At 57.7% G+C, this 23,545-nt stretch carries 23 protein-coding genes and 1 riboswitch; of the genes, 13 read left to right on the forward strand and 10 right to left on the reverse strand.

Translation table 11 applies throughout. From position 1 onward, the window contains the following. Nucleotides 1-690 precede the first annotated feature (690 nt). Nucleotides 691-1,059 carry a TraR/DksA family transcriptional regulator gene (locus VGM18_16175; GenBank protein ID HEY3974542.1) on the forward strand — a complete coding sequence of 123 codons (369 nt, stop codon included), beginning with the start codon at nucleotides 691-693 and terminating at the stop codon, nucleotides 1,057-1,059. A gap of 135 nt (nucleotides 1,060-1,194) precedes the next feature. Here the strand turns inward: VGM18_16175 and VGM18_16180 are convergent, their stop codons facing one another. Next, nucleotides 1,195-1,614 (reverse strand): response regulator transcription factor, encoded by a 420-nt coding sequence (locus VGM18_16180; protein ID HEY3974543.1) that lies wholly within the window; start codon nucleotides 1,612-1,614, stop codon nucleotides 1,195-1,197. Between the two features lie 502 nt (nucleotides 1,615-2,116). On the opposite strand from VGM18_16180, the gene VGM18_16185 reads away from it, so the two are divergent. The 6 genes from VGM18_16185 to VGM18_16210 all read left to right on the forward strand — a co-directional run bounded on the left by VGM18_16185 (nucleotide 2,117) and on the right by VGM18_16210 (nucleotide 9,530). Further along, nucleotides 2,117-2,842 (forward strand): tetratricopeptide repeat protein, encoded by a 726-nt coding sequence (locus VGM18_16185; GenBank protein HEY3974544.1) that lies wholly within the window; start codon nucleotides 2,117-2,119, stop codon nucleotides 2,840-2,842. Between the two features lie 224 nt (nucleotides 2,843-3,066). After that, on the forward strand, nucleotides 3,067-3,534 hold the full coding sequence (locus tag VGM18_16190; GenBank protein HEY3974545.1) for a (2Fe-2S)-binding protein: 468 nt from the start codon (nucleotides 3,067-3,069) through the stop codon (nucleotides 3,532-3,534). Continuing rightward, nucleotides 3,531-5,651, forward strand: a complete 2,121-nt coding sequence (locus VGM18_16195; GenBank protein ID HEY3974546.1) for a xanthine dehydrogenase family protein molybdopterin-binding subunit — start codon at nucleotides 3,531-3,533, stop codon at nucleotides 5,649-5,651. The genes VGM18_16190 and VGM18_16195 overlap by 4 nt, the downstream gene beginning before the upstream one ends. A 163-nt stretch (nucleotides 5,652-5,814) precedes the next feature. Then, nucleotides 5,815-6,879 carry a cellulase family glycosylhydrolase gene (locus VGM18_16200; GenBank protein ID HEY3974547.1) on the forward strand — a complete coding sequence of 355 codons (1,065 nt, stop codon included), beginning with the start codon at nucleotides 5,815-5,817 and terminating at the stop codon, nucleotides 6,877-6,879. Between the two features lie 111 nt (nucleotides 6,880-6,990). Next, complete coding sequence (locus VGM18_16205; GenBank protein ID HEY3974548.1) at nucleotides 6,991-7,761, forward strand: ABC transporter ATP-binding protein; 771 nt, start codon at nucleotides 6,991-6,993, stop codon at nucleotides 7,759-7,761. Further along, a complete protein-coding gene (locus tag VGM18_16210) occupies nucleotides 7,758-9,530 on the forward strand; it encodes a hypothetical protein (protein HEY3974549.1) in 1,773 nt (590 codons plus the stop codon). The genes VGM18_16205 and VGM18_16210 overlap by 4 nt, the downstream gene beginning before the upstream one ends. A gap of 1 nt (nucleotide 9,531) precedes the next feature. Here VGM18_16210 and VGM18_16215 read toward each other — a convergent pair whose 3' ends face one another. After that, nucleotides 9,532-9,963: a type II toxin-antitoxin system VapC family toxin gene (locus VGM18_16215; GenBank protein ID HEY3974550.1), complete on the reverse strand. Its 432-nt coding sequence runs from the start codon at nucleotides 9,961-9,963 to the stop codon at nucleotides 9,532-9,534. Beyond that, a complete protein-coding gene (locus tag VGM18_16220) occupies nucleotides 9,960-10,211 on the reverse strand; it encodes a hypothetical protein (protein HEY3974551.1) in 252 nt (83 codons plus the stop codon). Before VGM18_16220 ends, VGM18_16215 begins: the two co-directional genes overlap by 4 nt. A gap of 181 nt (nucleotides 10,212-10,392) precedes the next feature. On the opposite strand from VGM18_16220, the gene VGM18_16225 reads away from it, so the two are divergent. The 4 genes from VGM18_16225 to fabD all read left to right on the forward strand — a co-directional run bounded on the left by VGM18_16225 (nucleotide 10,393) and on the right by fabD (nucleotide 13,515). Next, the gene (locus VGM18_16225; GenBank protein HEY3974552.1) at nucleotides 10,393-10,944 is read left to right on the forward strand and encodes a DUF177 domain-containing protein; all 552 of its coding nucleotides are present in this window, start codon (nucleotides 10,393-10,395) and stop codon (nucleotides 10,942-10,944) included. A 181-nt stretch (nucleotides 10,945-11,125) separates the two neighbouring features. Further along, nucleotides 11,126-11,311, forward strand: a complete 186-nt coding sequence (gene rpmF / locus VGM18_16230; GenBank protein ID HEY3974553.1) for a 50S ribosomal protein L32 — start codon at nucleotides 11,126-11,128, stop codon at nucleotides 11,309-11,311. A 12-nt stretch (nucleotides 11,312-11,323) separates the two neighbouring features. Then, nucleotides 11,324-12,403, forward strand: a complete 1,080-nt coding sequence (gene plsX, locus VGM18_16235; protein ID HEY3974554.1) for a phosphate acyltransferase PlsX — start codon at nucleotides 11,324-11,326, stop codon at nucleotides 12,401-12,403. A 161-nt stretch (nucleotides 12,404-12,564) separates the two neighbouring features. Then, a complete protein-coding gene (gene fabD / locus VGM18_16240; GenBank protein HEY3974555.1) occupies nucleotides 12,565-13,515 on the forward strand; it encodes an ACP S-malonyltransferase in 951 nt (316 codons plus the stop codon). Nucleotides 13,516-13,530: 15 nt separating this feature from the next. On the opposite strand, the gene VGM18_16245 is transcribed toward fabD, so the two are convergent. The 5 genes from VGM18_16245 to VGM18_16265 all read right to left on the reverse strand — a co-directional run bounded on the left by VGM18_16245 (nucleotide 13,531) and on the right by VGM18_16265 (nucleotide 18,148). Beyond that, nucleotides 13,531-13,995 (reverse strand): hypothetical protein, encoded by a 465-nt coding sequence (locus VGM18_16245; protein HEY3974556.1) that lies wholly within the window; start codon nucleotides 13,993-13,995, stop codon nucleotides 13,531-13,533. A 161-nt stretch (nucleotides 13,996-14,156) separates the two neighbouring features. Beyond that, on the reverse strand, nucleotides 14,157-15,269 hold the full coding sequence (locus VGM18_16250; GenBank protein ID HEY3974557.1) for an ABC transporter permease: 1,113 nt from the start codon (nucleotides 15,267-15,269) through the stop codon (nucleotides 14,157-14,159). After that, on the reverse strand, nucleotides 15,266-16,333 hold the full coding sequence (locus VGM18_16255) for an ATP-binding cassette domain-containing protein (GenBank protein HEY3974558.1): 1,068 nt from the start codon (nucleotides 16,331-16,333) through the stop codon (nucleotides 15,266-15,268). The genes VGM18_16250 and VGM18_16255 overlap by 4 nt, the downstream gene beginning before the upstream one ends. Next, nucleotides 16,330-17,427: an efflux RND transporter periplasmic adaptor subunit gene (locus VGM18_16260; protein HEY3974559.1), complete on the reverse strand. Its 1,098-nt coding sequence runs from the start codon at nucleotides 17,425-17,427 to the stop codon at nucleotides 16,330-16,332. The genes VGM18_16255 and VGM18_16260 overlap by 4 nt, the downstream gene beginning before the upstream one ends. Beyond that, on the reverse strand, nucleotides 17,414-18,148 hold the full coding sequence (locus VGM18_16265; GenBank protein HEY3974560.1) for a TetR/AcrR family transcriptional regulator: 735 nt from the start codon (nucleotides 18,146-18,148) through the stop codon (nucleotides 17,414-17,416). The genes VGM18_16260 and VGM18_16265 overlap by 14 nt, the downstream gene beginning before the upstream one ends. Nucleotides 18,149-18,314: 166 nt before the next feature. On the opposite strand from VGM18_16265, the gene VGM18_16270 reads away from it, so the two are divergent. After that, nucleotides 18,315-19,298 carry a polysaccharide deacetylase family protein gene (locus VGM18_16270; GenBank protein ID HEY3974561.1) on the forward strand — a complete coding sequence of 328 codons (984 nt, stop codon included), beginning with the start codon at nucleotides 18,315-18,317 and terminating at the stop codon, nucleotides 19,296-19,298. Nucleotides 19,299-19,378: 80 nt separating this feature from the next. On the opposite strand, the gene VGM18_16275 is transcribed toward VGM18_16270, so the two are convergent. Together VGM18_16275 and thrC are read right to left on the reverse strand one after the other, a co-directional pair. Next, nucleotides 19,379-19,663, reverse strand: a complete 285-nt coding sequence (locus VGM18_16275; GenBank protein ID HEY3974562.1) for a MoaD/ThiS family protein — start codon at nucleotides 19,661-19,663, stop codon at nucleotides 19,379-19,381. A 2-nt stretch (nucleotides 19,664-19,665) separates the two neighbouring features. Continuing rightward, nucleotides 19,666-20,988 carry a threonine synthase gene (gene thrC / locus VGM18_16280; GenBank protein ID HEY3974563.1) on the reverse strand — a complete coding sequence of 441 codons (1,323 nt, stop codon included), beginning with the start codon at nucleotides 20,986-20,988 and terminating at the stop codon, nucleotides 19,666-19,668. 135 nt (nucleotides 20,989-21,123) lie between these two features. Next, nucleotides 21,124-21,237: riboswitch (SAM riboswitch) on the reverse strand. A gap of 260 nt (nucleotides 21,238-21,497) precedes the next feature. On the opposite strand from thrC, the gene thiC reads away from it, so the two are divergent. Continuing rightward, the gene (thiC, locus tag VGM18_16285; protein HEY3974564.1) at nucleotides 21,498-22,946 is read left to right on the forward strand and encodes a phosphomethylpyrimidine synthase ThiC; all 1,449 of its coding nucleotides are present in this window, start codon (nucleotides 21,498-21,500) and stop codon (nucleotides 22,944-22,946) included. Nucleotides 22,947-23,545 lie beyond the last annotated feature (599 nt).

Genomic DNA, 23,545 nt, shown 5'->3' on the forward strand with positions numbered 1-23,545 from the left:
GATTTTTCCTAGATTTCCGCAGCCGCCAGGCCAGACTGGGGCGCGAACAGCTTAAGTACTTGCTGGGCATCGAGTTATGGTGAAGCGTGACCGGCCTCGCAAAAGAGTCTGAATTTGGCGCGGCAAATGCTTCGGTATTGGTAACAAAGAGGCCGCAACTCAGCAACATGACCATCACTCTCTTCGATTCTCCGCGTCACTACCCGAACCGTTCCGGCTGCCGGAACGGAGCCTTGCATCGCCTTTCCTGACATCCCTCCAAATTCGCAGCCTCTTAAATTTGGCCCTACGCGATGGGGCCATTTTTTTTCTGGACGCGGCTGATTCGAGGGCGACTCGAACTCAGCCCGGGTTTCGCACTTCGTAACGGGCAATGATGTAACCGAGAGGTGCTCCCAGAAAAGCGTCGGAGGAAAATGTGCTAGCGAGTTATACGAGAGCGGACTGACAATCGTTTGCAAACTGCCGCGGTAAGCTTGCGACGGGATCGGTCATGTCGGCATCCAATCCGCGTACGCAATATGACGGGACTTCCTACAGCCGACTCCGTACGGTCTTGGCAGCGGGTTGACGCATCATAATTTTCGCGCTTATCATCTTCGTTTGGCCTTATTGCCAGGGGACGCCTTCGAATGGAGGCGTCCTAAGACTTTGATAGGGGTTTTTTAGAAGCCAGTTAGAAGCGGACCTATGGAAAAGAAGAAACTCGAAACATTCAAAAAACGTTTAGAGACGCGGCAACAGGAGTTGCGCCGCACCGTGAACCGTACCCAGGCCGACGGCCGCTCCGCCGACGAGGACACGGCGCAGGACATTGCCGACCGCGCCGCCAGTTCCTATACCAAAGAATTCTTGTTCAGCCAGAGCAACAACGAACGCCAGTTGCTCCAGATGGTCGATAAGGCCCTGGCCCGCATTCGCGAAGGCGCCTTCGGCGAGTGCATTCACTGCGGCAAGGAAATCAACGCCAAGCGCCTGGAAGCTGTTCCCTGGACGCGGCACTGCATCGAATGCCAGGAAAAGCTCGAGCAGGGTTTGTTGGAAGAAGCCCCGCGGTAACGAGAGGGCCATTCACAAAAAGCCGCCGAGAAACATCGGCGGCTTTTGTTTTTATATGCTCCGCAGACTTGCAAATTCTTTTGCGATCGAAAGCCCGTACGAGTGCGCCAAAGTAACCGCGAGCACGCTTACTAATCAAAAATAGTCACGAACCCCTGATGTCTCGCCCCGATCCCTCTTTAGTTCGCCGCTCGAGACGTTCCGGAGCGAGGCCAGCAGGTGATCGGCGACAGCATCCGTCTTGGACAACACTTCCTTGACTCCGACGGCGTGTGCGGTCGCGATCAGCTCCGTTGATTCGTGCAAGGTGATCATCAGCAGGGTCGCCCCCGGGTGGATGCGGTTAATTTCTCTGGCCGCATCGAGTCCGTTCATAACCGGCATCTGCCAGTCTATGATCACAACATCGGGACGCAACTGCCGGACCTTCTCAATGGCAGCTTCACCGTTCTCGGCCTCACCGCAAACCAGCCAGTCTGTGTTGCGCTCAATGCAGTCGCGGATAGAGTGACGAATTAAAGCACTATCGTCGACGATCAAAATCGCGTGAGGCATGCAACCTCCTCGAGAAATGCCTTTGGCGGTTGCTGGCCGCGCCGATTCGTTCGAGGCGGCGGACGGCGAGTAGGGAAAGGCAACTTGCTATCACCCTATGCTTTTGGATGGTCCATCCCAATACAGCGAACGATGTACGCTAGCGCACAGAATCTGATGAAGCCGCAAGGGCGGTTGCTGCGAGGAAAGCGTCTGCAGGCATGATTACTGCATTTGCCGAAACAAGTAGCCGGCAGTCCCGGTTTGCAGTCTTCGCGGCCTTTCCGGGAATTCTTAGCGCACTTTGCGGTTTCAGATTTTCCTTGTGGGGGCTGCAAGAGTCAAAAAATTCTAAGCGCAAAGGATGCTAAGAAATAGCGCAGAGAACGCAAAGATGATCAACTGCGCAATCCGGAATGCTCCCACCCGGGCGCGCGCTTTGACGCCCTATTTTGCGCCTGCTAAACTGTTGCTTCGTCGCTTTGATTCGACCAGCCTACCGCTACCATCAGAAGGGAAGTCCGTGCGCGCAGAAACCCGCCATCAGCTGAAACAGGATGCCTTTAGCCGCGTCACCATCGGTGCCGCCGAAAAAACCGCCCATTGGACCGCCGAACACCGCTCGACTCTCGCCATTTCCGTGGTCGCGATCGTGATCATTCTCTCCGCCGTAATCGGCGGGTGGTTCTACCTGAATACTCAGGACGAAAAGGCCAGTCTAGATTTGTCGGTTGGGGTTCGCACCATGGATACGCAACTGCGCGCCTCAGGCGCACCGGAGCAGCCCGACTTTCCCACCTTCACGTCGGCAAAAGAACGCGCTCTGGCCGCGCAGAAACAGTTTCAGGCCATCGTTGAGAAGTACCCGCACACCCGTACTGCCGATATGGCTCACTATTTTCTGGGCGTGACGGCGGCTACTTTGGGTGACAACGCCGCCGCGGAGCGTAATTTCAAAGAGGTTATTTCCGCCGGCAACCGCGAAGTCGCCTCCGTTGCCAAGTCCGCGCTGGCCTCGCTCTATGGACAAATCAATCGTACCAAAGAGGCTGTAGCCCTCTATCAGGAACTCATCAATAAGCCCACCGCTTCGGTCAGCAAAGTGACGACACAGTTGGAGCTGGCTGAACTTTATGAGAACTCCAACCAGCCGCTTGAGGCCAAGCGCACGTACGAGCAGATTAAGAAAGAAAATCCCGGCGCTGAAGCCGCGCAACTCGCCACCCAGAAGTTATCTCAACTGAAGTAGTTTCTGGTCGGGCTTTCGGTCTCGTTCGCTAACCTCGTTCGGACGATTATCCTCCCGCGGACCGGCTCATTGGCGGAACCGCGATGGTATACCTAATCATCACCGCCTCAGGATAATTGATAATTATGGTAGCGGGCTGAACAGGCCGGTAATTGCGCCGTTTCTATTTTCCCGCGGGTTCAGTACCATGTTGTCCAGCTTCTCAACTCCATCACTGGACCCACATGGCCGATCTCACACTCCGCATTAACGGCAGTGAACAGAAAGTCAGCGTCTCACCGGAAACTCCTCTGCTATGGGTTCTTCGCGACACACTCGAACTCACTGGAACAAAATTTGGCTGCGGCGCCGGATTATGCGGAGCCTGCACGGTTCACGTTGACGGCAGCCCCATCCGCTCCTGCTCTACACCCGTGTCGCAGGTCGCCGGCAAAAACGTGACCACGATCGAGGGCCTTGGAGCCAATGGCCTGCACGTGCTCCAGCAGGCCTGGATCGCCGAAGAAGTTCCGCAATGCGGCTACTGTCAGACCGGACAGATCATGACGGCCGCGGCGCTGCTCGCGAAAACACCGAACCCCACTGACGAACAGATTACCCAGGCCATGAACGGCAATCTCTGCCGCTGTGGAACTTACGAACGGATTCGCAAGGCCGTGCATCGCGCGGCCGGCAACGGAGGTGCGCGATGAGCCCGCTTTCGCGTCGCGAGTTCGTCGCTGCCGGAGTTGCGGCGGGCGCCGGACTGGTCATCGGCTTCTATCTGCCGCATAAAAACGGCTCACGTGCAGAAACGTTCTCGCCCAACGCCTATCTCCGCATAACGCCTGACAATAAAGTGACAATCGTGGTCGCGCGCTCCGAGATGGGGCAAGGCGTGCGTACCGCGCTGCCTATGATCCTCGCCGAAGAATTGGAGGCCGACTGGAAGCAGATCGAAATCGAGCAGGCGGGAGCGAGTACGCTCTTCGGCGATCAGACTACCGGCGGCAGCGCGAGCGTTCGCACTACGTGGGATCCCATGCGCAAAGCCGGCGCTTCGGCACGCGAGATGCTGATCTCAGCCGCCGCGCTGACCTGGGGAGTTCCGCGGTCATCGTGTACAGCGGAGAACAGCCACATCAAGCACGCTGCAACCAATCGGACTTTGAGTTATGGCGAACTCGCCAGCAAGGCCGCGATGCTCCCCATTCCAACCGACGTCACTCTAAAACAAAGCAAGGATTACAAGATCGTTGGGCAGCGGCTGGCGCGCGTCGATTCGCCCGCCAAAGTGAAAGGCGAAGCTGTTTTCGGCATCGACTTCCGTATGCCTGGAATGAAATTCGCTCTGCTCTCGCGCTGTCCTACGATCGGCGGGAAAGTGTCGAGCTTCGACGACAAGGAATCGAAAAGGATTTCCGGCGTGAGTTATGTGGGCAAGATCGGCGACTCGGCTGTAGCCGTGGTTGCCGACAGCGTGTGGGGGGCGATGGAAGGGCGCCGCGTACTGAACATTGCGTGGGACGACGGGCCTAACAAAGATCTGAATACCGCGACGGTTATGGCGGTGCTGAAGCAGGCCGCGTCGAAAAAGCCAGCGAATCTTTTCTCCGCCGGCGATGCCGGAAAAGCTGCGGGACGAAGAATCTCCGCGGAATATGAATTGCCCTTCATGGCGCACGCTCCCATGGAACCGGGCAATTGCACCGCGCACTTCCAGGGAGCAAAATGCGAATTGTGGGCGCCGACCCAGGTGCCGCAGGATTGCCGCGACTCGGTGGCGACCGCAATCGGACTCGATCCCGATCAGGTGAAAGTCAACGTTACTTTGATGGGCGGAGGATTTGGCCGCCGGCTCGAGCATGACTACGCGGTCGAGGCAGCGCTGGTATCGAAAGCAATTAACGCTCCGGTGAAAGTGATCTGGACACGCGAAGACGACATGCGGTTTTCGTTCTACCGTCCCGCGAGCCTGCATCAACTCCGCGCCACGCTGGATGGTTCCGGATTTCCAGTTGCGCTGACTCATCGCCTTATCTCGCCGTCAATCAGCGGACAGAAAGGTCAGCCGACGCCGAACGGAGTGGATCCCGATCTGCCCGACGAAGCCGGACCGGTCTACGGAATCCCCAACTACTCAATCGACTACGTGCTCGCGGAAACGCCCGTCCCGCTGGGCTGGATGCGCTCGGTGTACGCGCTGCAAGCGGCATTCGCGCTGGAAAGTTTCATCGACGAACTTGCGGTCGCTGCGAACAAAGATCCGGTGCAATACCGGCTTCATTTGCTCGCGAAAGATCAGGACTTGCAATATTTCTCGACGACCTGGCATACGGCCCGCATGCGCGCCGTGCTGCAACTTGCCGCCGAGAAAGCGGGATGGGACAAGCCACTGCCCGCCGGCCGTTATCGTGGCATCGCTTGCTTCGGCTGCTTCGCTTCGTACATGGCTGAGGTGGTTGAGATCACGATGGAAGGCGACCAGCCCCGCATTCATCGCGTTGTGGCTGCCGTTGATTGCGGGCAGGTGGTGAACCCCGCGATTCTCGAGCAGCAGATTCAGGGCGGTATCGTCTACGGCTTGAGCAATGCGCTGCGCGCAAAGATCACGATTGAGAAGGGCCGCGTAGTGCAGGGCAACTTCGACGACTATGCACCATTGCGCATGGAGGAAACTCCCACGGTCGAAGTCTATGCGGCTACGAGCGCGGAGTCTCCGACTGGAATCGGCGAGCCGTCGGTTCCGCCGGTTGCTCCCGCGCTGTGCAACGCAATCTATGCGGCGACGAAGAAGCGGATTCGCACGTTGCCCGTTCTCAAGAGTTAATTGCGGTCCTGGCCGCCAAAAACCGGGCCGCACACGGCCGACAGCCGCGGCGGCTGTCGCCACATGAGCATAGTAGATCTGGAGAACTTCAGTCATGGGCAAGTGGATTGCCGTTATATTTCTAGTTTCCGTTTCTTTCGCTCAAAGTACACCGGCATCCTTCGTGCCAACTGCACGCCTGGCGCACATTCGCCATGGCATCAATCTGAGCGAATGGTTCGCGCAGGTCTACGATCCTAAGGGATACACGACAGAACATTTTCAAAGCTGGACCACGGCGTCGGACATTGCGCTGATCAAGTCTGCCGGCTTCGATCATGTGCGGCTCAGTGTGAATCCACAGCCTATGATGGACGCCATGCGGAATGGCAACGGCGGCGCAGAGTATTTCGGTTATCTGGACGCAGCAGTCAGAATGATTCTCGACGCAGGGCTTGCGGTCGAGATCGACATGCATCCCAACTCCGATTTTAAGGAGCGATTGTCAAAGGAAGACGACTTTGTCGCGCGTTTCGCGGATTTCTGGAACACGATCGCGCAACATTATGCGTCGTGGGATCCAGAGCGCGTGTTCTTCGAAATTCTGAACGAACCCGAGATGCGCGATGCTTATCGCTGGTATGGCGTCGAAGCCAAGCTGGCAGCGGCGATTCGGCGCGGCGCGCCTTCGCACACCATCATCGCCGCGGGCGCGCGCTGGGACGACGATGACGACCTCGTATTTCTTGAACCCCTGCCCGATCCCAACGTTATTTACGTCTTCCACTTTTATGAGCCACACATTTTCACGCATCAGGGCGCGACCTGGGGCGCGTATTACTGGCATTGGCTGAAGGGATTGCACTATCCGTCGTCGCCGGAAAATGCTGCACAGGTGGCCACGCTCGTGCCCGAACCGCGCGATCGCATGCAGGTAATCCGTTACGGGCAGGATCACTGGGACGCTGCGCGCGTTGAGGCCGAAATCAATCAGGCTGCGGATTGGGCCAAACAACACGGCGTGCCGCTCACCTGCAACGAATTCGGCGTGTTCCGGAATTTTTCCGATCCGCAGGACCGCGCGCAATGGATTACTGACGTGCGTACCTCGCTCGAACGCCACAACATTGGCTGGGCCATGTGGGACTATTCCGGCAGCTTCGGCGTGGTCACGAACCGGGAGTCGGGCGCCAAGCTGGATGAAGTCACCGTGCACGCACTCGGCCTGAAGATGCCGGACGGGAAGTAAGTTCGTTCACCGGAACTCAGTTCGGTCGTCCGGTGTCTAAGCAATACCAGAGTCTCGACGTTGGAGTCTCTCTCGCTCTGACATCCAGCACTTCGCCGCTCGAGGTAATAAATGCTCGAAGCCGTGCACCTGACCAAACGTTATGCCTCGCTGCCGGCCGTGCAGGACTTGTCATTTTCGCTGCGGCCCGGCGAGGTGCTCGGATGCCTCGGCCCCAACGGCTCCGGCAAGAGCACGACTGTAAAAATGCTAACGGGATTATTGCAGCCTACGCGAGGCGCAGTTCTCTTCGCGGGTCACGATATCCAGGACAACCTGGCGGCTTACCGCAAGCGTCTAGGCTATGTCCCTGAAGAGGCCCATCTTTATCCGTACTTAAGCGGTTGGGAATATCTCGAACTGATCGGCATTTTGCGCGGGATGGATCACAAACGTCTCCCTATTAAAATCGATTCCCTGCTTGAGTTGTTCTCCTTGCATCCGAGCCGCCATGCCAGCATTAGTTCGTATTCCAAGGGAATGCGGCAGCGCCTGCTGCTGATTGCCGCGATCATGGACAATCCCGAGATCTTCATTTTTGACGAGCCGCTCTCCGGGCTGGACGTGACCTCCGCGCTGATCTTCAAGAACCTCGTGCAGGAATTGGGGCAACAGGGAAAACTCGTGTTCTATTGCTCGCACATGCTGGAGGTCGTGGAAAAGGTCTGCTCCGATGTGCTGATTCTCCGAAAAGGAGTCGTAATCGCACAAGATTCCGTGGCCAACATCGGACAGATCCTGGGCCAGTCGCTCGAGAACACGTTCCTGCATCTAGTGGACGAAGTAGACACGGTCTCGGTCGCGCGTAATATTGTGGACGTGATGCAGATGAGGGCAGCATGACGTCGCCGTTCGAAATTCTTCGGCATTGGTGGGATTACTACCGGGAACGCCCGTTTCTGCGACTCGTGGAGCTCTTCCTCGCGCGCATCTTTCGCGGCAGTGGAGACGCCGACGCGGAAGGGCTCGACCTGGGCGTCGGATTGGTGCTCACAATGTTGGCGATGCCCGGCGGTTTTGTATCGCTGTTGCTCTTGGACAAATACGGGACCTTCGCGCAGTGGCTACGCGGCATTACCAATGTCGATGTTTTGCAGGCTGCGCTTCCCGACGAGTATTTCTTTATCGTGCTTTCGATGACGGTGACCGGCGCGGTCGCCGTGTGGCGCTGGGACGCCATTTTTCCGGACCGCCGCGACTACATCAATCTGGTGCCATTGCCGATTGCCACCCGGACCATTTTTTTCGCAAACCTCGTTGCAGTGGTATTTCTCGGCGGCTTGGTTGCATTTGATGTGAACGCCGTTTCCTGCATATTATTCCCCGCTGTGGTGGCGGCGACGCAAATGAAGTTTTTCTTTTTCGTGAAATTTGGGGCCGTGCATGCCATCGGAGTTTTGCTCTCGAGCCTTTTCTCGTTCTTCGCAGTATTTTCAGTGCTGGGTCTGCTGATGGCGATGCTGCCTCCGTCTGCCTTTCGGCGAGGATCCGCCTATGCCCGCGGGTTGGTCGTGATTTATCTGGTTGCGCTGCTTTGCACTACGGCGGCGGTTCCAAACTCGCTACGGCATCTGCGCGGAAATGCACCCGGGTGGGCGTTCCTCCTGCCCTCGTGCTGGTTTTTGGGACTGTGTCAGTGGATGCGCGGGCGCGCCACTCCGGCCATGATCGAATTGGCGAGACTGACGTTTCCGCTCATCGGCGGAGTAGTGGTGGTCGCTTTTTGTGCTTATGTCGCGGGCTATCGGCGCCACTTCGTTCGCATCTCCGAGTTAACCGAGTCCGTCTCGGCTCCGGGCCGCAACCGCAGGGCGGACGCGGGCGACTCGATTTTAGGACATCTGTCGCGCCTGCTCTTGCGAACCGCGTTCCAGATCGGCGGCTTTTCTTTCGTCTGGAAAACTCTGCGCCGCAGCGAGGCCCACCGCCTGGTTATGACTGCGGTTGCAGGCCTGGGCCTGGTGCTGTCTTCACAAGCTCTCATGGACGCCACAGAGAATGCGACCTCGGCACGGCAGGCTGCGCTCTCGCCCGACGCTCTCTCCATCCCATTTATCCTTACATTTCTGGTTGTTGCTGGGTTGCGGCTTGTCTTCGAACTTCCAGTGGAGTTGCGCGCCAATTGGCTCTTCCAATTAATGATCGATTCCGATCAGCGGGAATGCGAGCGGCTGGCCAGAAACGTAATTCTCACCTTCGTATTGCCTTGCGTTTTTTTCATCGCATTTCCCGTCTACGCTTACCTCGAAGGCTGGCTGATTGCGTCCCTGCACACGCTGCTTGTGGGAACCTGGGCGGTATTGTTGACGAATATTCTTCTGGTTCGCTTCCGCAAGCTTCCGTTTACCTGCACGCTTCCGCTGTTCAAGCAGCATTCCATCGTGATCCTGCTATCGTTCGGTTTCGGATTTCTGATCTACGCGCTATCGACGTCTGAGTTTGAAGCAACGGCTCTGCGTGAACCGTTGCGCATGATCAGTCTGGTGCCGGTCGCATTCCTGGCGTGGTTGATTCCGCACCGGCTGGCCAAGAGCACGCCGGAAATCGACAGAAAGATGATTTTCGAGGAATCGGCAAGCCGGACGATCGAGGTGCTGCAGCTGGGTGATTAGGTTAGAGCGCGCCCAGCCATTTCACCGGCAAGTGGGCAGCGAGTGCATTCGCCAGGCTTTCGTCGGCGGTGATCAGTTGCCTTTCAGCTTGCACCGCCAAAGCTACGTACAAAGAATCGTAAACTGACCGGCCGAAGTTGAAAGCGATGGTTAGGGCTTTAGACAAGAGCTCTGCCGACGGGATGGTTGGGATCGCGCGCTGTGTCATCAAGAGTATCGCTAGTTCGGCCTCGGCGCGAGAAAAGCGTTGCTGCCGGACCGCCTTCCAGGCAATGTTCCCGCACTCTGCCCAGAAAATGTCGGGCACCAAGAGCCCGACTTCGCCGGCTCCGTAGGAATCCAGCAATCGATACGCCTCCGGCCGGAGTAATTCGCCCTTGGCGGGCAGCATCCACTTCGCGGCAACGCTCGCGTCGACGACAAACTTCCTCACCGCTCGCGATCCTCGCGGATCATTTCTTCAGCGGAAGGAAACGGGCCAGGTGTGAGCGGTTCGCGCGAAGATAGTTCTTTCATTCTTCGAGCGAACTCTCGCCGACGCCGTAATTCTTCGGCGGTAGGAACGTTCTGCTCAAGGAGGTCGATCACTTCCGCCGCAATCGACGTCCGGTTTTTCCGGGCACGTTCGCGTAGCGCTTTGTACACGGCCACTGGTACGTTTTCGACATACAGCGTTGGCATAGGGCCTCCCTAGGGACAGTCTAGCACTTTCCTAGGCCGAAGCCCACCCCGTTTTTCTTGACATTCTCTCCCTTCGCGTTTTATCCTAAGTCTTGCTCCTTGCGGTACTTGCGCCTCTTGGCGTGCTTCCGCGGGCCTGGAAGATGCGATAGGCTGGCAACATGGGCGCGGAGGTTTCGCAATGTTCCTCGACATCAAAGAATTGGAAGCTCATCCGCTTGATTTTGAGGAGGAGTTTCAGCCCGATGTCCTCGACCTGGGAGGCGAAGCCCGGCAGATCACGCCACTGAAGGCCGTAGGGCACGCCGAGGTGGTCGAAGAGCATCACGGTAAGCATGAGGTAATAACGGACATACGCCTGAGGGGGCGCCTGACCGCGGGGCTCGAACTGCAATGCGCCCGCTGCGTGGAACCGGTACGGCAAGAGATTGCCCGCGACTTCGAGTTGCTCTATCGACCGCTCGGGGCCGACGCAGGACGCGACGAGCTTTCGGTTACCGACGCCGAGGCCGAGATCGGCTATTATCAAGGCGACGGCATTCTGCTGGAAGATGTTTTGCGCGAACAGGTGCTGCTGGCGTTGCCGTTGAAAGTTACGTGCCGCGAGGATTGCCGCGGCCTGTGTCCACACTGCGGGACCAATTTGAACGAGGAACAATGTTCCTGCGCGGTCGCGGTCGAAGATCCGCGATGGACGGCGTTACGAGAAATTCGCGAGAAGTTGCAGCACTGAAAAACCGTCAGCTATCAGCCGTCAGCTTTCAGTCGAAAATTGTTTCCGCTAAATTTTCTAGAGTCCCGATAGAAACTAGATTCTTATCCGCGGGAGTCGACAGATCTTATTCAGGTTCAAGAGTTTTAGCTGAGGGCTGACAGCTGAGAGCTGACAGCTTTCTTGAGAGGAATTCAATACCATGCCTAATCCGAAACGACGACACTCCCAGAAACGCACTTCCACACGGCGCGCGCACGACGCTCTCAAAGCCCACAGCCTGTCCGAGTGCCCGAACTGTCATGAGAAAAAAATGCCGCACCGCGCCTGTGCTAAGTGCGGGTACTATAAAGGTCGTGAAGTTCTCGACGTCAAAGAAGCCAGCTAGCTCAAAGACGCCATGCCTAGCGTGATCGCGCTGGATGCAATGGGTTCGGACCGCGCTCCCAAGCCGGAGATTGAGGGCGCCATTCTGGCGTCGCGTCATTACGGCGTCAGGGTGCTGCTGGTCGGCCCGGAAGCTGTCGTCAAGGCGGAATTGGATCGCCATCCTTCGGCGGCTCGCCTGGCCATTGAAATCGTCCACGCCAGCGAATTCATTACCATGGAAGACAAAGTGGAGGCGATTCGCGCCAAGCGCGACTCCTCCATGCGCGTCGGCCTGCGTATGGTGCGCGAGGGTCAGGCCGCAGGTTTCGTTACCGCGGGAAACACTGGAGCGGCCATGGCCACGGCGAAAGTCGTGCTGGGCGCGGTTCCGGGCGTCGATCGGCCGGCGCTGGCCGCGGTATTCCCCACTGCCCCGGGAAATCCCGCCATGCTGCTCGACGTGGGCGCGAACGTTGACTGCACACCGCAGAATCTCGAACAGTTCGCCGTGATGGGCGATATTTATTTTCGCGCCATGTTTGGGAATACGAGAGTTGGCAGTACCGTGTTCAGAAAGAAGTCCGCTACTCACGGTCCACGCGTCGGATTGCTTTCCATTGGCGAAGAGGAAAGCAAAGGCAACGAACTCACGCGCGAATCGTTTCAGTTGCTCAAGCAGCTTCCGCTGAATTTTGTGGGCAATGTGGAAGGGCGCGATCTTTACAACGGCCAAGTCGACGTCATCGTGGCCGATGGATTTGTAGGCAATGTTGCATTGAAAATTTCCGAGGGCGTGGCCAACCTCGTGCGCACGGCGCTTAAAGAATCGCTGAAGGCGACGATCACGCGACAAGTGGGTGCGCTGCTCTCGCGCAGCGCCTTCACCGATTTTAAGAAGCGCCTCGATCACACCGAATATGGCGGCGCGCCACTGCTGGGCGTGAAGGGCGCGTGCATCATCACGCACGGCTCGTCGAATGCCAACGCCATCAAGAATGCCGTGCGCGTGGCGGCAGAATTTTCCGAACGCGGCATTAACGGATCGATCGAACGCGGACTAGCAGCGGTGCATCCGGCGCCGGTAGAAGCAGCAATGCCGCAGCCGGGCTAAGGTTTTGTAGCGCCAGCGTCCCGGCGGCTGTCCCGAGGGCGTCTCGCCCTCGGTGCAGGCAGCAAACGATCTGTTAAAGATTTTGAAGGCGTGGCGCCTACCGCGCGGCGGGCGAGGACGCCCGCCGGACAGCCGCCGGTACGGCGGCGCTACTCGAATTCATGACAGAAAACGCCATCGCATTCCTCTTCCCCGGCCAGGGCTCGCAGGCCGTCGGCATGGGCCAGGATCTGGCCGACAAGTATCCCGTGGCCCGGCAGACATTTGAAGAAGCCGACGACGCACTCGGCTATAAGCTTTCCACCCTTTGCTTCGAGGGCCCGGAAGATCAGCTGCGGTTGACCGAAATTACTCAACCGGCAATCTTGACTGTGTCGATTGCGGCGCTGCGGGTAATCGAGTCCCGGATGTCGAAGCCCTGCTTTGTCGCGGGGCACAGTCTCGGCGAATATTCCGCGCACGTGACGTCCGGCACATTCGGTTTTGCAGATGCCGTGCGTACAGTGCGCAATCGCGGCAAATATATGCAGAGCGCCGTGCCGGTGGGTGTGGGCGCGATGGCCGCCATCCTGGGCATGGACCTGGAGAAAGTCTCTGTCGTTTGCCAGGATGCGGCGCAGGGCGAAGTCTGCGAACTGGCCAATATCAATTCGCCGGAACAGATCGTCATTTCCGGCAGCATGGGCGCCGTCGAGCGCGCCGCGAGGTTGGCCGACGAGCGCGGCGCCAAGCGCGCCAAATTGCTTCCCGTCAGCGCGCCTTTCCATTGTTCGCTCATGAAGCCCGCACAGGATCGTCTGGCAGGCGATTTGAATCATCTCAAAATGCAGAAGCCGGTCTACCCGGTCGCGTGCAACGTAGATGCCGAACTGGTGACCGACGATCTCCGCGCCCGCGACACGCTGCTGCGCCAGGTTACGGGATCGGTGAAGTGGGAGCAATGCATGCGCCTGCTGATTGCGCAAGGTGTGCAGACATTCATCGAGGTGGGGCCGGGAAAAGTTCTGTGCGGATTAATGCGGCAGATCGACCGCTCAAAAACCTGCCTGAATGTGAGCGACGAGGCAACTCTTACGAAAACCATGGCGTCGCTTGCAAAAGCGCCGGCGTAGCCGCCATCGTATCGCCTACCGGAAAACCAGCTCGCAAGGCCCGGGCGGATAGCTCAGCGTCTTATCCGACTTCTCGACCCAGACCTGCGCGTGTTCGGTGCGGTCGTTGACCACGAAATCCACAACGACGCCGCTCCCGCCGCCGGGGCAAGCGCTGACCCCGTATTCTTTTTGCGTCTTGATCAGGCCCCACTGCCCGCCCGGTCCCCAGTCCTGATAGAACTCATTGAACGGATATTTCGCGTGCTGTTCAGGATGCTGCGCCCATTGCGGATCGTGCATCCAGATGCCATAGGCGGACTTGTAATCCTGTTTTTGCAGCGCGCTAAAGAACTGGCGCGCCACGTGTTCTTCCGGCCAATAGCGAAACCACCATAGCAAGCCGGCTACAAGTAACACGATCACGATCGCAGAAATGATTCGGTTTCTGCGCTTACGCGCTCTTTCCAGATCGAACTCTTGGGCATCCAGAAGTGTCATACCTCTCTAGCATAACGGACACAGGCAATAAGTTAAAAGTTCCCGAAAATTAGGCAGGACGATTGAGAAATTGAGTAATTTAGCAATTGTGTAATTTTGAAAACCGGCGGGATCGGTTTTCAATTACCCAATTATCAAATTTCCCAAATTACTCAATTCTTCTATAGGGTTCGCTTGAACAACGGAATCGCAACGCCCAACGTGACCGCAGCAAAGATCGAGAGAAACAGCATGTCTCCCCAGACCGCGGAGAGCGTTGTTTCTTTTAGCAGCAGACACTTGAAACCGTCGACTGCGTAGGTGAACGGATCGCATTTCGCAATCGCGCGCAGCCACGGCGGAAAGGCTTGAATGGGATAGACCGAGCCGCTGGGAAAGAATAGCAGCGTGTTGAGAATGCCAAACATCGCCCGCGGAACGAGCGGATCTTCAATGCGCACCATCAGCAAGAACATCATTGTGTTAAAGGCCAGCGAAGTCAGCACGATCATGATCAGCAGTCCGATCACGGTTACGGGATTGAAAATCGTGCCCACGCCCGCCATCATCGAGCCGATGGCAACGATGATCACGCCCGTCATCACGGCCTTGATGGCGCCCGCGAGGTTCAGTCCCAGCACGAGTTCGAGCTTCGTGATCGGCGTGACCAGGTAGCCTTCATGCACGCCGCGCGCTTTGTCGTCGATGTAGAGCATGCCGCCGCCGATCATCACCGAGACGAACATGGCCAGCACCAGCGACCCCGGCAGCAGATATTTCATGTACTCGATGTAGGGATAAAGTTCGACAATGTCGAGCGCCGTCTGCTGCAGAATGCGGGGCGAGACCGTGGGCTGGTTGAGCGAGTTGGTCAGGTCGGTTAATTCCGATTCGACCGCCGAACTCATGAAGTTGTCGCTGTTATCGACGACCAACGCAATGCGGGGATGGTTCTCCTCGTACACGCGCCGCGAAAACTGCGGCGGGATAATCACCGCGCCTTCCAGTTTGCCGTTGCGCACATCTTCCTGGGCCTGCCGTTCGCTGTCGTACTCGATGGGCACGAAGGTGCGGATGTTGGCGCGAACGGAATCGAATGCTTCCCGGACTCGCACGGCCTGCGGACCACCGTCCTGGTCGACGATGGCGACGCGGGCATCGTGAATCTTTCCGCCGAACGCATTGCCCAGAATGATCAACTGCACCAGCGGGAAAATCATCGATGCCAGCATCAGCGCCGGCGAGCGGAAGAATTTTCGCATCTCGCGCTCGACAATCGCCATCATTCGATTCATGGCTGCAACCCCGGCCGCTGCGGCATTACGAACGCATACGCTTTTTGCAGTTCGTCGCGCAGTTGCCGCCCGGTGTAGTGAACGAACACGTCGTCGAGCGTAGTGTTCTGCACCGAAAGCGACTTCACCGCAACTCCGCTCTGGACGGCCATTTCTACCAATTGGGTCGTCGTGTGCGAACCGTTGCCGGTCAGTACGCGATACATCCCCGCGCCCTCATGCTGCACCGACGTCACTTCATCGAGCGCGCCCAGTTTTTGCTGCCAATCCGCCGGAGGATTTTCGAACTGTGCTTCAATCACGTTCGATCCCGGCACGCTGGCCTTAAGAGCGCTGGGCGCGTCGAGCGCCACCAATTTGCCGTGATCGACGATAGCGATGCGATCGCACAGGCGGTCAGCCTCATCCATGTAGTGGGTGGTAATCAGAATCGTCAGTTGCCGATGTTCTTTGATGTTGCCCAGCATCTCCCACACCGCTACGCGGGATACGGGGTCGAGTCCGGTGGTCGGCTCATCGAGAAAAAATATCCGGGGATGGTGGACCAGACCGCGCGCAATCTCGAGCCGCCGCCGCATTCCGCCGGAGAGCGTCTTCGTGGCCGCATCGCGCCACTTGGTCAGATCAACCAGCTCAAGCAGCTCATCGATCGACTTCTTCCGCTCTTTCGCTGGCACGTCGTAGAGCTTGGCATAAATATTCATATTCTCTTCGACAGTCAGATCCAGATCGCTGGTGAGCGCCTGTGGAATCACCCCAATCATGCGGCGCGCGGCATTTGGCTCCTTGGCAACGTCATGTCCCGCGATGCGCGCGTGCCCCGCGGTAATCGGGATGAGCGTGGTCATCATCCGTATGAGCGTTGACTTCCCTGCCCCGTTCGGACCGAGCAGGCCGAAAATTTCGCCTTCCTTCACGCTGAATGAAACGTCGTCGACGGCTGTGAAGTCGCCGTACTTTTTAACAATATGATCGACCTCAATGGCCGACGGCGCCGCAGGATCGTAGACGGGCTTCTCCAATGTCGCCCCGTGCTTCGTGTTTTGATTTGACTCCGCCATCATCGTGGCCCCGCGTCGGCTGTGCTCTGCGTGCCAGTGCCCTTCAGTTGCTCCGGCGATACTAGGACTTCGGCCGTCATGCCGGGCACGAACGCGCCCTTGGGGTTGTCCATGCGAATTTTCAGCACGATAGTTTTGATATCGCGTTTGCGGCGGCTCACATCGCGCTGAGTGGCGAAATCGCCTTCCACGCCTTTAAAAAATACTTTGCCGCTCTGCACCGTTCCACCGGGCAGCCGCACGCGCAGCACATCGCCATAACCAATGTGGTCCGCATACGTTTCCGGGATGGCGGCTCGCGCCCACGTGTCGTTCAGGTCGACGATCGTGACGATCGGTGCGCCGATGTTGACAACCTCTCCCTGCCGCGCCGCGCGCACCGAAACCGTCCCGCTGACCGGCGCATACACATTGGTGTAACCCAGGCGGACCGCGGCTTGATTTTTCAACGCGACCGCATTCTTTAAATCTGCCTCGGTCGAGGCGACAGTGCTCTTCGCGGCATTCGCCTGATGGGTGCGCGCGATGGCCGAATTCAGATCGGCTTCCGCCGCTCTCACCAACTCCTGCTGAGCCTGCACGGTGGCCTGCGCAGCCTGCAGATTGGTCTCGGCCTGCACGCGATCCTGATCGGATGCCACGCCCGCTTTGGCCAATGCAATGGCGCGGCGGCTGTCGCTCTCAGTGCGATCGAGCGCAGCTTTGGCCTGAAGCAGTTGCGCCTTCGCCGACGACAGCTTGGCCAGCGCGTTGGCCACATCGCTCGAAGTCGAGCCGGTTGTCGATAGTTCGGTGGCCTGCATCTCGGTAACTTTGTGTTGCAGGCTCGCGATTGTGGCCGTGGATGCGGCTTCTTGCGCCGCAAGTTCCGAGGGGTCGAGCACGGCGATCAGATCTCCGGCCTTAACCGGAGTTCCCTCGTCCACCAGCAGTTTCTGGATGCGGCCCTCGACCTGCGCGCTTACTATCACCTGGTTTGCATCGACCGTGCCGATCAGCACCAGATCCTTGGAATGGTCGACCGAGAAAAAGTAGTAGGTCGCGGCAATCGCGAAGATGACTCCGAGAAGGATGAGAAAACGGTTACGCGCGCTCATGAGCGTGCTCCTTGCGTGACGTTCGCTTTAAGCCCAGTTCCGGAGATAAACGCTCTGGAACAAACAAGGCGGCAGAAATGAAATCGAGCACCGAAGCGCGTCGCTCCGCGATCCGCTCCGGCGTCAGAGGGTTAAACCCAACAATCTTCTGCATCATGGGAGCGCTGCTGAAATAAAAAACGATCATCGCGACCATTGACGGCACAAAATGCTCGGGCTTGACCGCGCGAAATTCGCCGGCAGAGATTCCTTTTCGCATCAGTTCGCCCACCCGCACAAAAATTGGCTGGATATAGTTCTTGACGATCTTGTCGATGTGCTGCGACTGGCCTTCGCGTGCCCGCATCATCTCACGCTGCATCAGCCGAGGATAAAGCTGGTTAGACGCGATGAAATCGAAGTACGCGCCGGCGTAGGCAAGAATCTTCTGGCGCGGCGGCAGGTCGCCGTCAAGCACACGGAACACGCTGTCTTTCAGTCCGGAGAACGCGTCGTCGAGCACCGCGCCGTAGAGCGTTTCTTTATCTTTGAAGTAGTAGTAGAGCAGGGCCTTGTTGACCCCGGCCTCGCCGGCGATGGCGTCAGTGCGAGCTCCAGCGATGCCGTGTTCGGCAAACTCCGCGGCGGCCGCGTGGAGAATGGCCGCGCGGCTCTCCTCGGGCTGCCCGCGGGATCCCATGCGGCGGTGCAATGCATGACGGCGATGAAATAGACGAGCCATAATTTGCCCCGGAAATCGCTAATTAACTAGTTAGTTAGATTATACTCCTGCGAGCCGATTGCACCAACTGTTTTTCCAGTTTCCGGCCGGCCGCATCCAGCTAAAGGAACGTCGGCCATGTTCTAATACCTCTTCGCATTCACACTTGCGCCAAAGAGGGCTCTAGATGAACAGGTTCCTTCTGCTCGCCGCTGCCTGCTTGCTTCTATTATTGTGTGCCGTCGCCATAAGCCAGGCAGCCAAACCAGACCGCCAGGTCGCGGTCACGATCGACGACCTTCCCGCGGGTATGGCCGATCGTCTGCCCGCCGCCGACATCACGGCGATGACAACCAAGCTGTTGACCACGTTGCGCGATCGGAAAGTTCCCGCAGTCGGCTTCGTAAACGAGAAGAAGCTCTATAAAACCGGAGAAGTCGATGAGCGCATCAAGGCGCTTCAAATGTGGCTCGACTATGGTTTCGAACTGGGAAATCATACCTTCAGTCACGCTTCGCTAAACCAGGTCGGACTGAAAGCGTGGGAGGACGACGTCATCCAGGGCGAAAGCGTGACTCGCATACTGCTGGCGCAGCGGAAAATGAAACTGCGGTATTTCCGCCATCCCTATCTCGATACCGGACGCGACCTGCAGACGCGGCGCGAGGCCGAGGCATTTCTTGTAGAGCGCGGCTACCGCATCGCTCCCATTACACTCGACGGCTGGGACTGGATGTTCGCCGGACTCTACGAAGACGCGAAAAAGCGAAATGATGGTGATCTCGAAACAAAGATCGTGAAGGAATATCTCGCGTATCACGACGCGGTGTTCGCATACTCTGAACAGCTTTCCGCGAAGATCGTCGGCTACGAACCGAAACAGATTCTGCTATTGCACGCCAGCAACCTGGAAGCCGATCACGTCGGCGAATTGCTCGACGTTCTGCGCAAGCGCGGTTATCGCTTCATCACCCTCGAAGACGCGCTCAGCGATCCCGCCTACAGCCTGCCCGATACCTATGTGGGGGAAGAAGGCACGGGATGGCTCGACCATTGGGCAATTACACAAGGCAAGATTCCGCAAGGCGCTCCACAATTTCCGCAGTGGGTGGTGGAGCGCACGAAAGAGTTGCATCTCTCGACGGGGCAGGTCACGGCCCCAGCCCCATAGCAACGCCCACGTGGCGGCGGACGCATTCGTCCGTCCGCAACGAATGCACCATGCTTTTCCCCAGACGAATGCGTCCGGGGCTACGTGATGGTGCCGCCTGCGATCGAGGGCACCAGCAAAACTTCGTCGTCTTCCTGAAACGCATATCCCGCACCGCCGAGAAAGCGTATGTCTTCTTCATTTACGTAAACATTCAGGAAGCGGCGAATCTGGCCCTGGTCGTCGCGCAGGTGGGGCTTCAGCTCGGGAAATTTTTCGTCGAGCACGGAAAACAAATCTCCAAGGTTCGACGCGACACAGGTAATCGACTTCAGGCCGTCGGTGTGGCGGCGTAGCGCCGTCGGAATTTGCACGGTGATCGGCATGTTTACGCTCCCACCGCTTCGGCAATCACTCCAGGAATGTCGGTCGTCTTCAGCGATCGCTGCAAGTAGTTCTCGAACTCCGTCAGCTTCGGAGCAATCGCCCGCTCGGTCTCGTAAACGCCCGCAAAAACGTCGGTCGTCTTGAGCCCGTTGCCGGTGATGCAAAGAACGGTGGTCTCTTCCGGCAGGATGCGGTCCTGGCGATAGAGTTTGCCCGCGCAGCCGACCGTCACTCCTCCGGCAGTCTCGGTGAATATGCCTTCCGATTCCGCCAGCAGCTTGATCGAATCGATCACTTCCGGATCGCTGACATCTTCGCTCCATCCGCCGCTGCCTTTGATGGCTTTGATGGCGTAGTGTCCGTCGGCGGGATTGCCAATGGCGAGCGAGCGCGCAATGGTCGACGGTTTCTGGGGCTCGATCTCAGAGCTGCCGGTCTTGACCGCAGTCGAAATCGGAGAGCATCCCGTAGCTTGTGCGCCGAAGAATTTCACTTCCTTGTGCTCGACCAGTCCGAGCTTGACGAGTTCTTCAAACGCCTTCTTGATCTTGACGATCAACGACCCGCCGGCCATAGGGCAGACGACGTTATCGGGCAGGCGCCAGCCCAGTTGCTCGGCGATTTCGAAGCCGACAGTTTTCGATCCCTCGGCATAGTAAGGCCGCAAGTTAACATTGACGAAACCCCAGCGATGCTCGTCGGCGATCTGCGAGCACAGCCGGTTGACCTGATCGTAGTTGCCGGCGATGCGGACGACCTTGGCGCCGAAGACCTTCGTACCCAGAATTTTCGCGGGCTCAAGATCGGACGGGATGAAGATCCACGCCTTCAATCCTTCGCGCGCGGCGTGGGCAGCAACGGCGTTGGCCAGGTTTCCGGTCGATGAACACGAGACGGTGTCGAAGCCGAAAGCCTTCGCCTGCGAGAGCGCGACCGCGACCACGCGGTCTTTGAAACTTAAAGTCGGCAGACAGACGGCGTCGTTCTTGATGTAGAGGTTCTTCGCGGCCGTCCCTCTCGCGGCCGTATCTGAAGATGACCTACTCAATTGCGCCGCCAGACGCGGAGCCTGAAGCAGCGGAGTGAAGCCGACCGGCAGCCGCGGTTCATATCCGTGCGGCAGAGGTAAAAGCTCGGAGTAGCGCCACATGTTCGGTGGCCGCTGGGCAATGCGCTCACGGTCAAAATGTCCGCGCAAGGCGTCGTAGTCGTAAGCCACTTCCAAGGGGGAGAAACAATCGTCGCAGATGGAGCGGGGCTGGTTCCCCCAGGTCCGTCCGCATTCGCGGCACCGCAGTTCGTAATGAAGATCGGCGTGAGACATGTTGCTACTCGCTTTCTGCTGCAAGCTGCGAATAGCTGGGTACGAGCCCGAAAAAGTGGCCTAAAAAGCAAAGGCCTCTTTTTCCGGGAAATAGGAAAAGAGGCTATCGGAAAGCAAATACAGCGCGCTTGCCGAATCCCATGTTCCCTGTTTCCAGGAGAGAGTTGGCACCAGTCAGCCGGGATATATGATCCCGGTTCGGTTGCCGTGGCGTCATAGGGCTCGTCCCTCAGCCACTCTGCATGAAATTCAGGTTCGCCCGACAGCAAGCTGAAGAGCGAACTTGTCTTGACAAGACTACAAAATGGTGCGTGGAGAGTCAAGAACAAAGTCTCTGCGCAATTGCTCGCGTGGCCGCGGACGCATTCGTCCGGCGGCATTCGCCGATTCTTGCCAGCAGTCTCGGCGCTTGCCGGGTGGACGAATGCGTCCGCCCCTACGCACGCTCATTCGAATCGACGGGCGCGTTTATAATCAAGACTTACAGATTCGCAGAGGCCGCACTGATTATGACTTTCCCTAATGGCAATGGCAGCAACGGATACAGCATCCCGCAACCGCGCGCAGAGTGGCTCGCCTGCCGCAAGAAAGAAAATACCAGCGGCAACTTTTCCCAGATGCATTACGCCCGCCAGGGCGTGATCACCGAAGAAATGGCGTTCATCGCCCACAAAGAAAAGCTGACGTCGGAACTGGTGCGCGACGAAGTGGCCCGCGGAAGAATGATTATTCCCGCCAACATCAACCATCCCGAGCTGGAGCCGATGGCGATTGGTGTGGCGTCGCTGTGCAAAATCAACGCCAACATCGGCAACTCGGCCGTCACGTCGGAAGTGAATGAGGAGTTGAAGAAGCTGCACACTGCCGTGCATTACGGCGCTGACACAGTGATGGATTTATCGACGGGCGGCAACATTCACGAAATTCGCGAGGCCATTCTGCGGCACTCGCCGGTTCCGATCGGTACCGTTCCGATCTATGAAGCCATCGCCCGCGTGAAGCGCGTCGAAGACTTGAACGCCGAAGTGATGCTCGAAGTGATCGAAGAGCAAGCCGCGCAGGGCGTCGATTACATGACCATACACGCCGGCGTGCTGATTCAGTATCTGCCGCTGATTTCGAAGCGCATTACCGGCATCGTAAGCCGCGGCGGCGCAATCCTTGCGCAATGGATGGCCTACAACCACAAACAAAATTTCTTATATGACCGCTTCGACGACATCGTTAAGATTTTCAAGAAGTACGACGTTAGCTTTTCTCTCGGCGACGGCCTGCGCCCCGGCTGCGTCGCCGATGCCAGCGACGAAGCCCAGTTCGCCGAACTGAAAACTCTCGGCGAGCTCACCAAGAAAGCCTGGGAGCACGACGTGCAGGTCATGATCGAAGGCCCCGGCCACGTCTCGATGGACAAGATCAAAGAACAGGTCGAAAAAGAAGTTGAGCTGTGCTACGAGGCCCCGTTCTACACGCTCGGCCCGCTCGTCACCGACATCGCTCCCGGCTACGACCACATCACCAGCGCCATCGGCGCGGCCATGATCGGATGGTACGGTGCAGCCATGCTCTGCTACGTCACCCCAAAAGAGCACTTAGGGTTACCCAATGAAAAAGATGTGAAAGACGGCATCATCGCCTACAAAATTTCCGCCCACGCCGCCGACATCGCCCGCCAACGCCCCGGCGCTCGCGACCGCGACGACGCCCTCAGCTACGCCCGCTACAAATTTGACTGGGAAAAACAGTTTGCTTTATCACTAGACCCCGAGACCGCCCGCGCCATGCACGACGAAACTCTCCCCGACGACTACTACAAAGAAGCCGCCTTCTGCTCCATGTGCGGCCCCAAATTCTGCTCGATGAACTATTCGTCGAAAGTCGACGAATATAACAAGCAGGTGCACGGCATCGAGAAGAAAGATTACTCGGAGTTGGTGGAGCGGTTAGTTACGCTGAAGTAGGCCAGAGAATTTCTAGGGGACGATTAGTCTCGCATGCCTTTTAGGGTAGGGAGCGCAGATAGGAAGAGATTTGCATTGCGTTCTGTAGCGTGATCCCTTCGACGCTTGAAGTACCACTGTCCATTCTCCGGAGATCATCCTCCAAATCGATAATGGCACGGAGATGTATCGAACCCCAGATTGAGATCCAATAACGCACGTTGAGTCGATCTTCGATGGGCGAGATTCTTGCAATCCTGAAGCCGGGACCAAAATCGAAAACCTCCACAAACGGTGCAAGGAATTCGGGCACAATGCCATCGTCGCTAACCGACGTGCGGATACCGTAAGGGACCTCCAAAAATCTATGTTTGAGCTTGTGCTCGCAGACCCGAGCAATCTTTGTAGCTAGGATGGACAGTCCTGCCCAAGGGATCGGCACTCCCCACGGCGAATTTTCATGTGGCCCTAGCCCTGGTATTGCGCCGCGACCTTTGGCGAGATCCTCGTAAGGCATCAACTCCGTTCTGATCTTGGATCCCAGGCGGTCTCGATAGGCTTTTTCTGATTCTGACACTCCACGGGCATCGATCCCTAAAGAACGAAGCGCCCTGGCCCCG

The organism is Candidatus Sulfotelmatobacter sp. (assembly GCA_036500765.1).
Taxonomy (GTDB): Bacteria; Acidobacteriota; Terriglobia; order Terriglobales; family Acidobacteriaceae; genus Sulfotelmatobacter.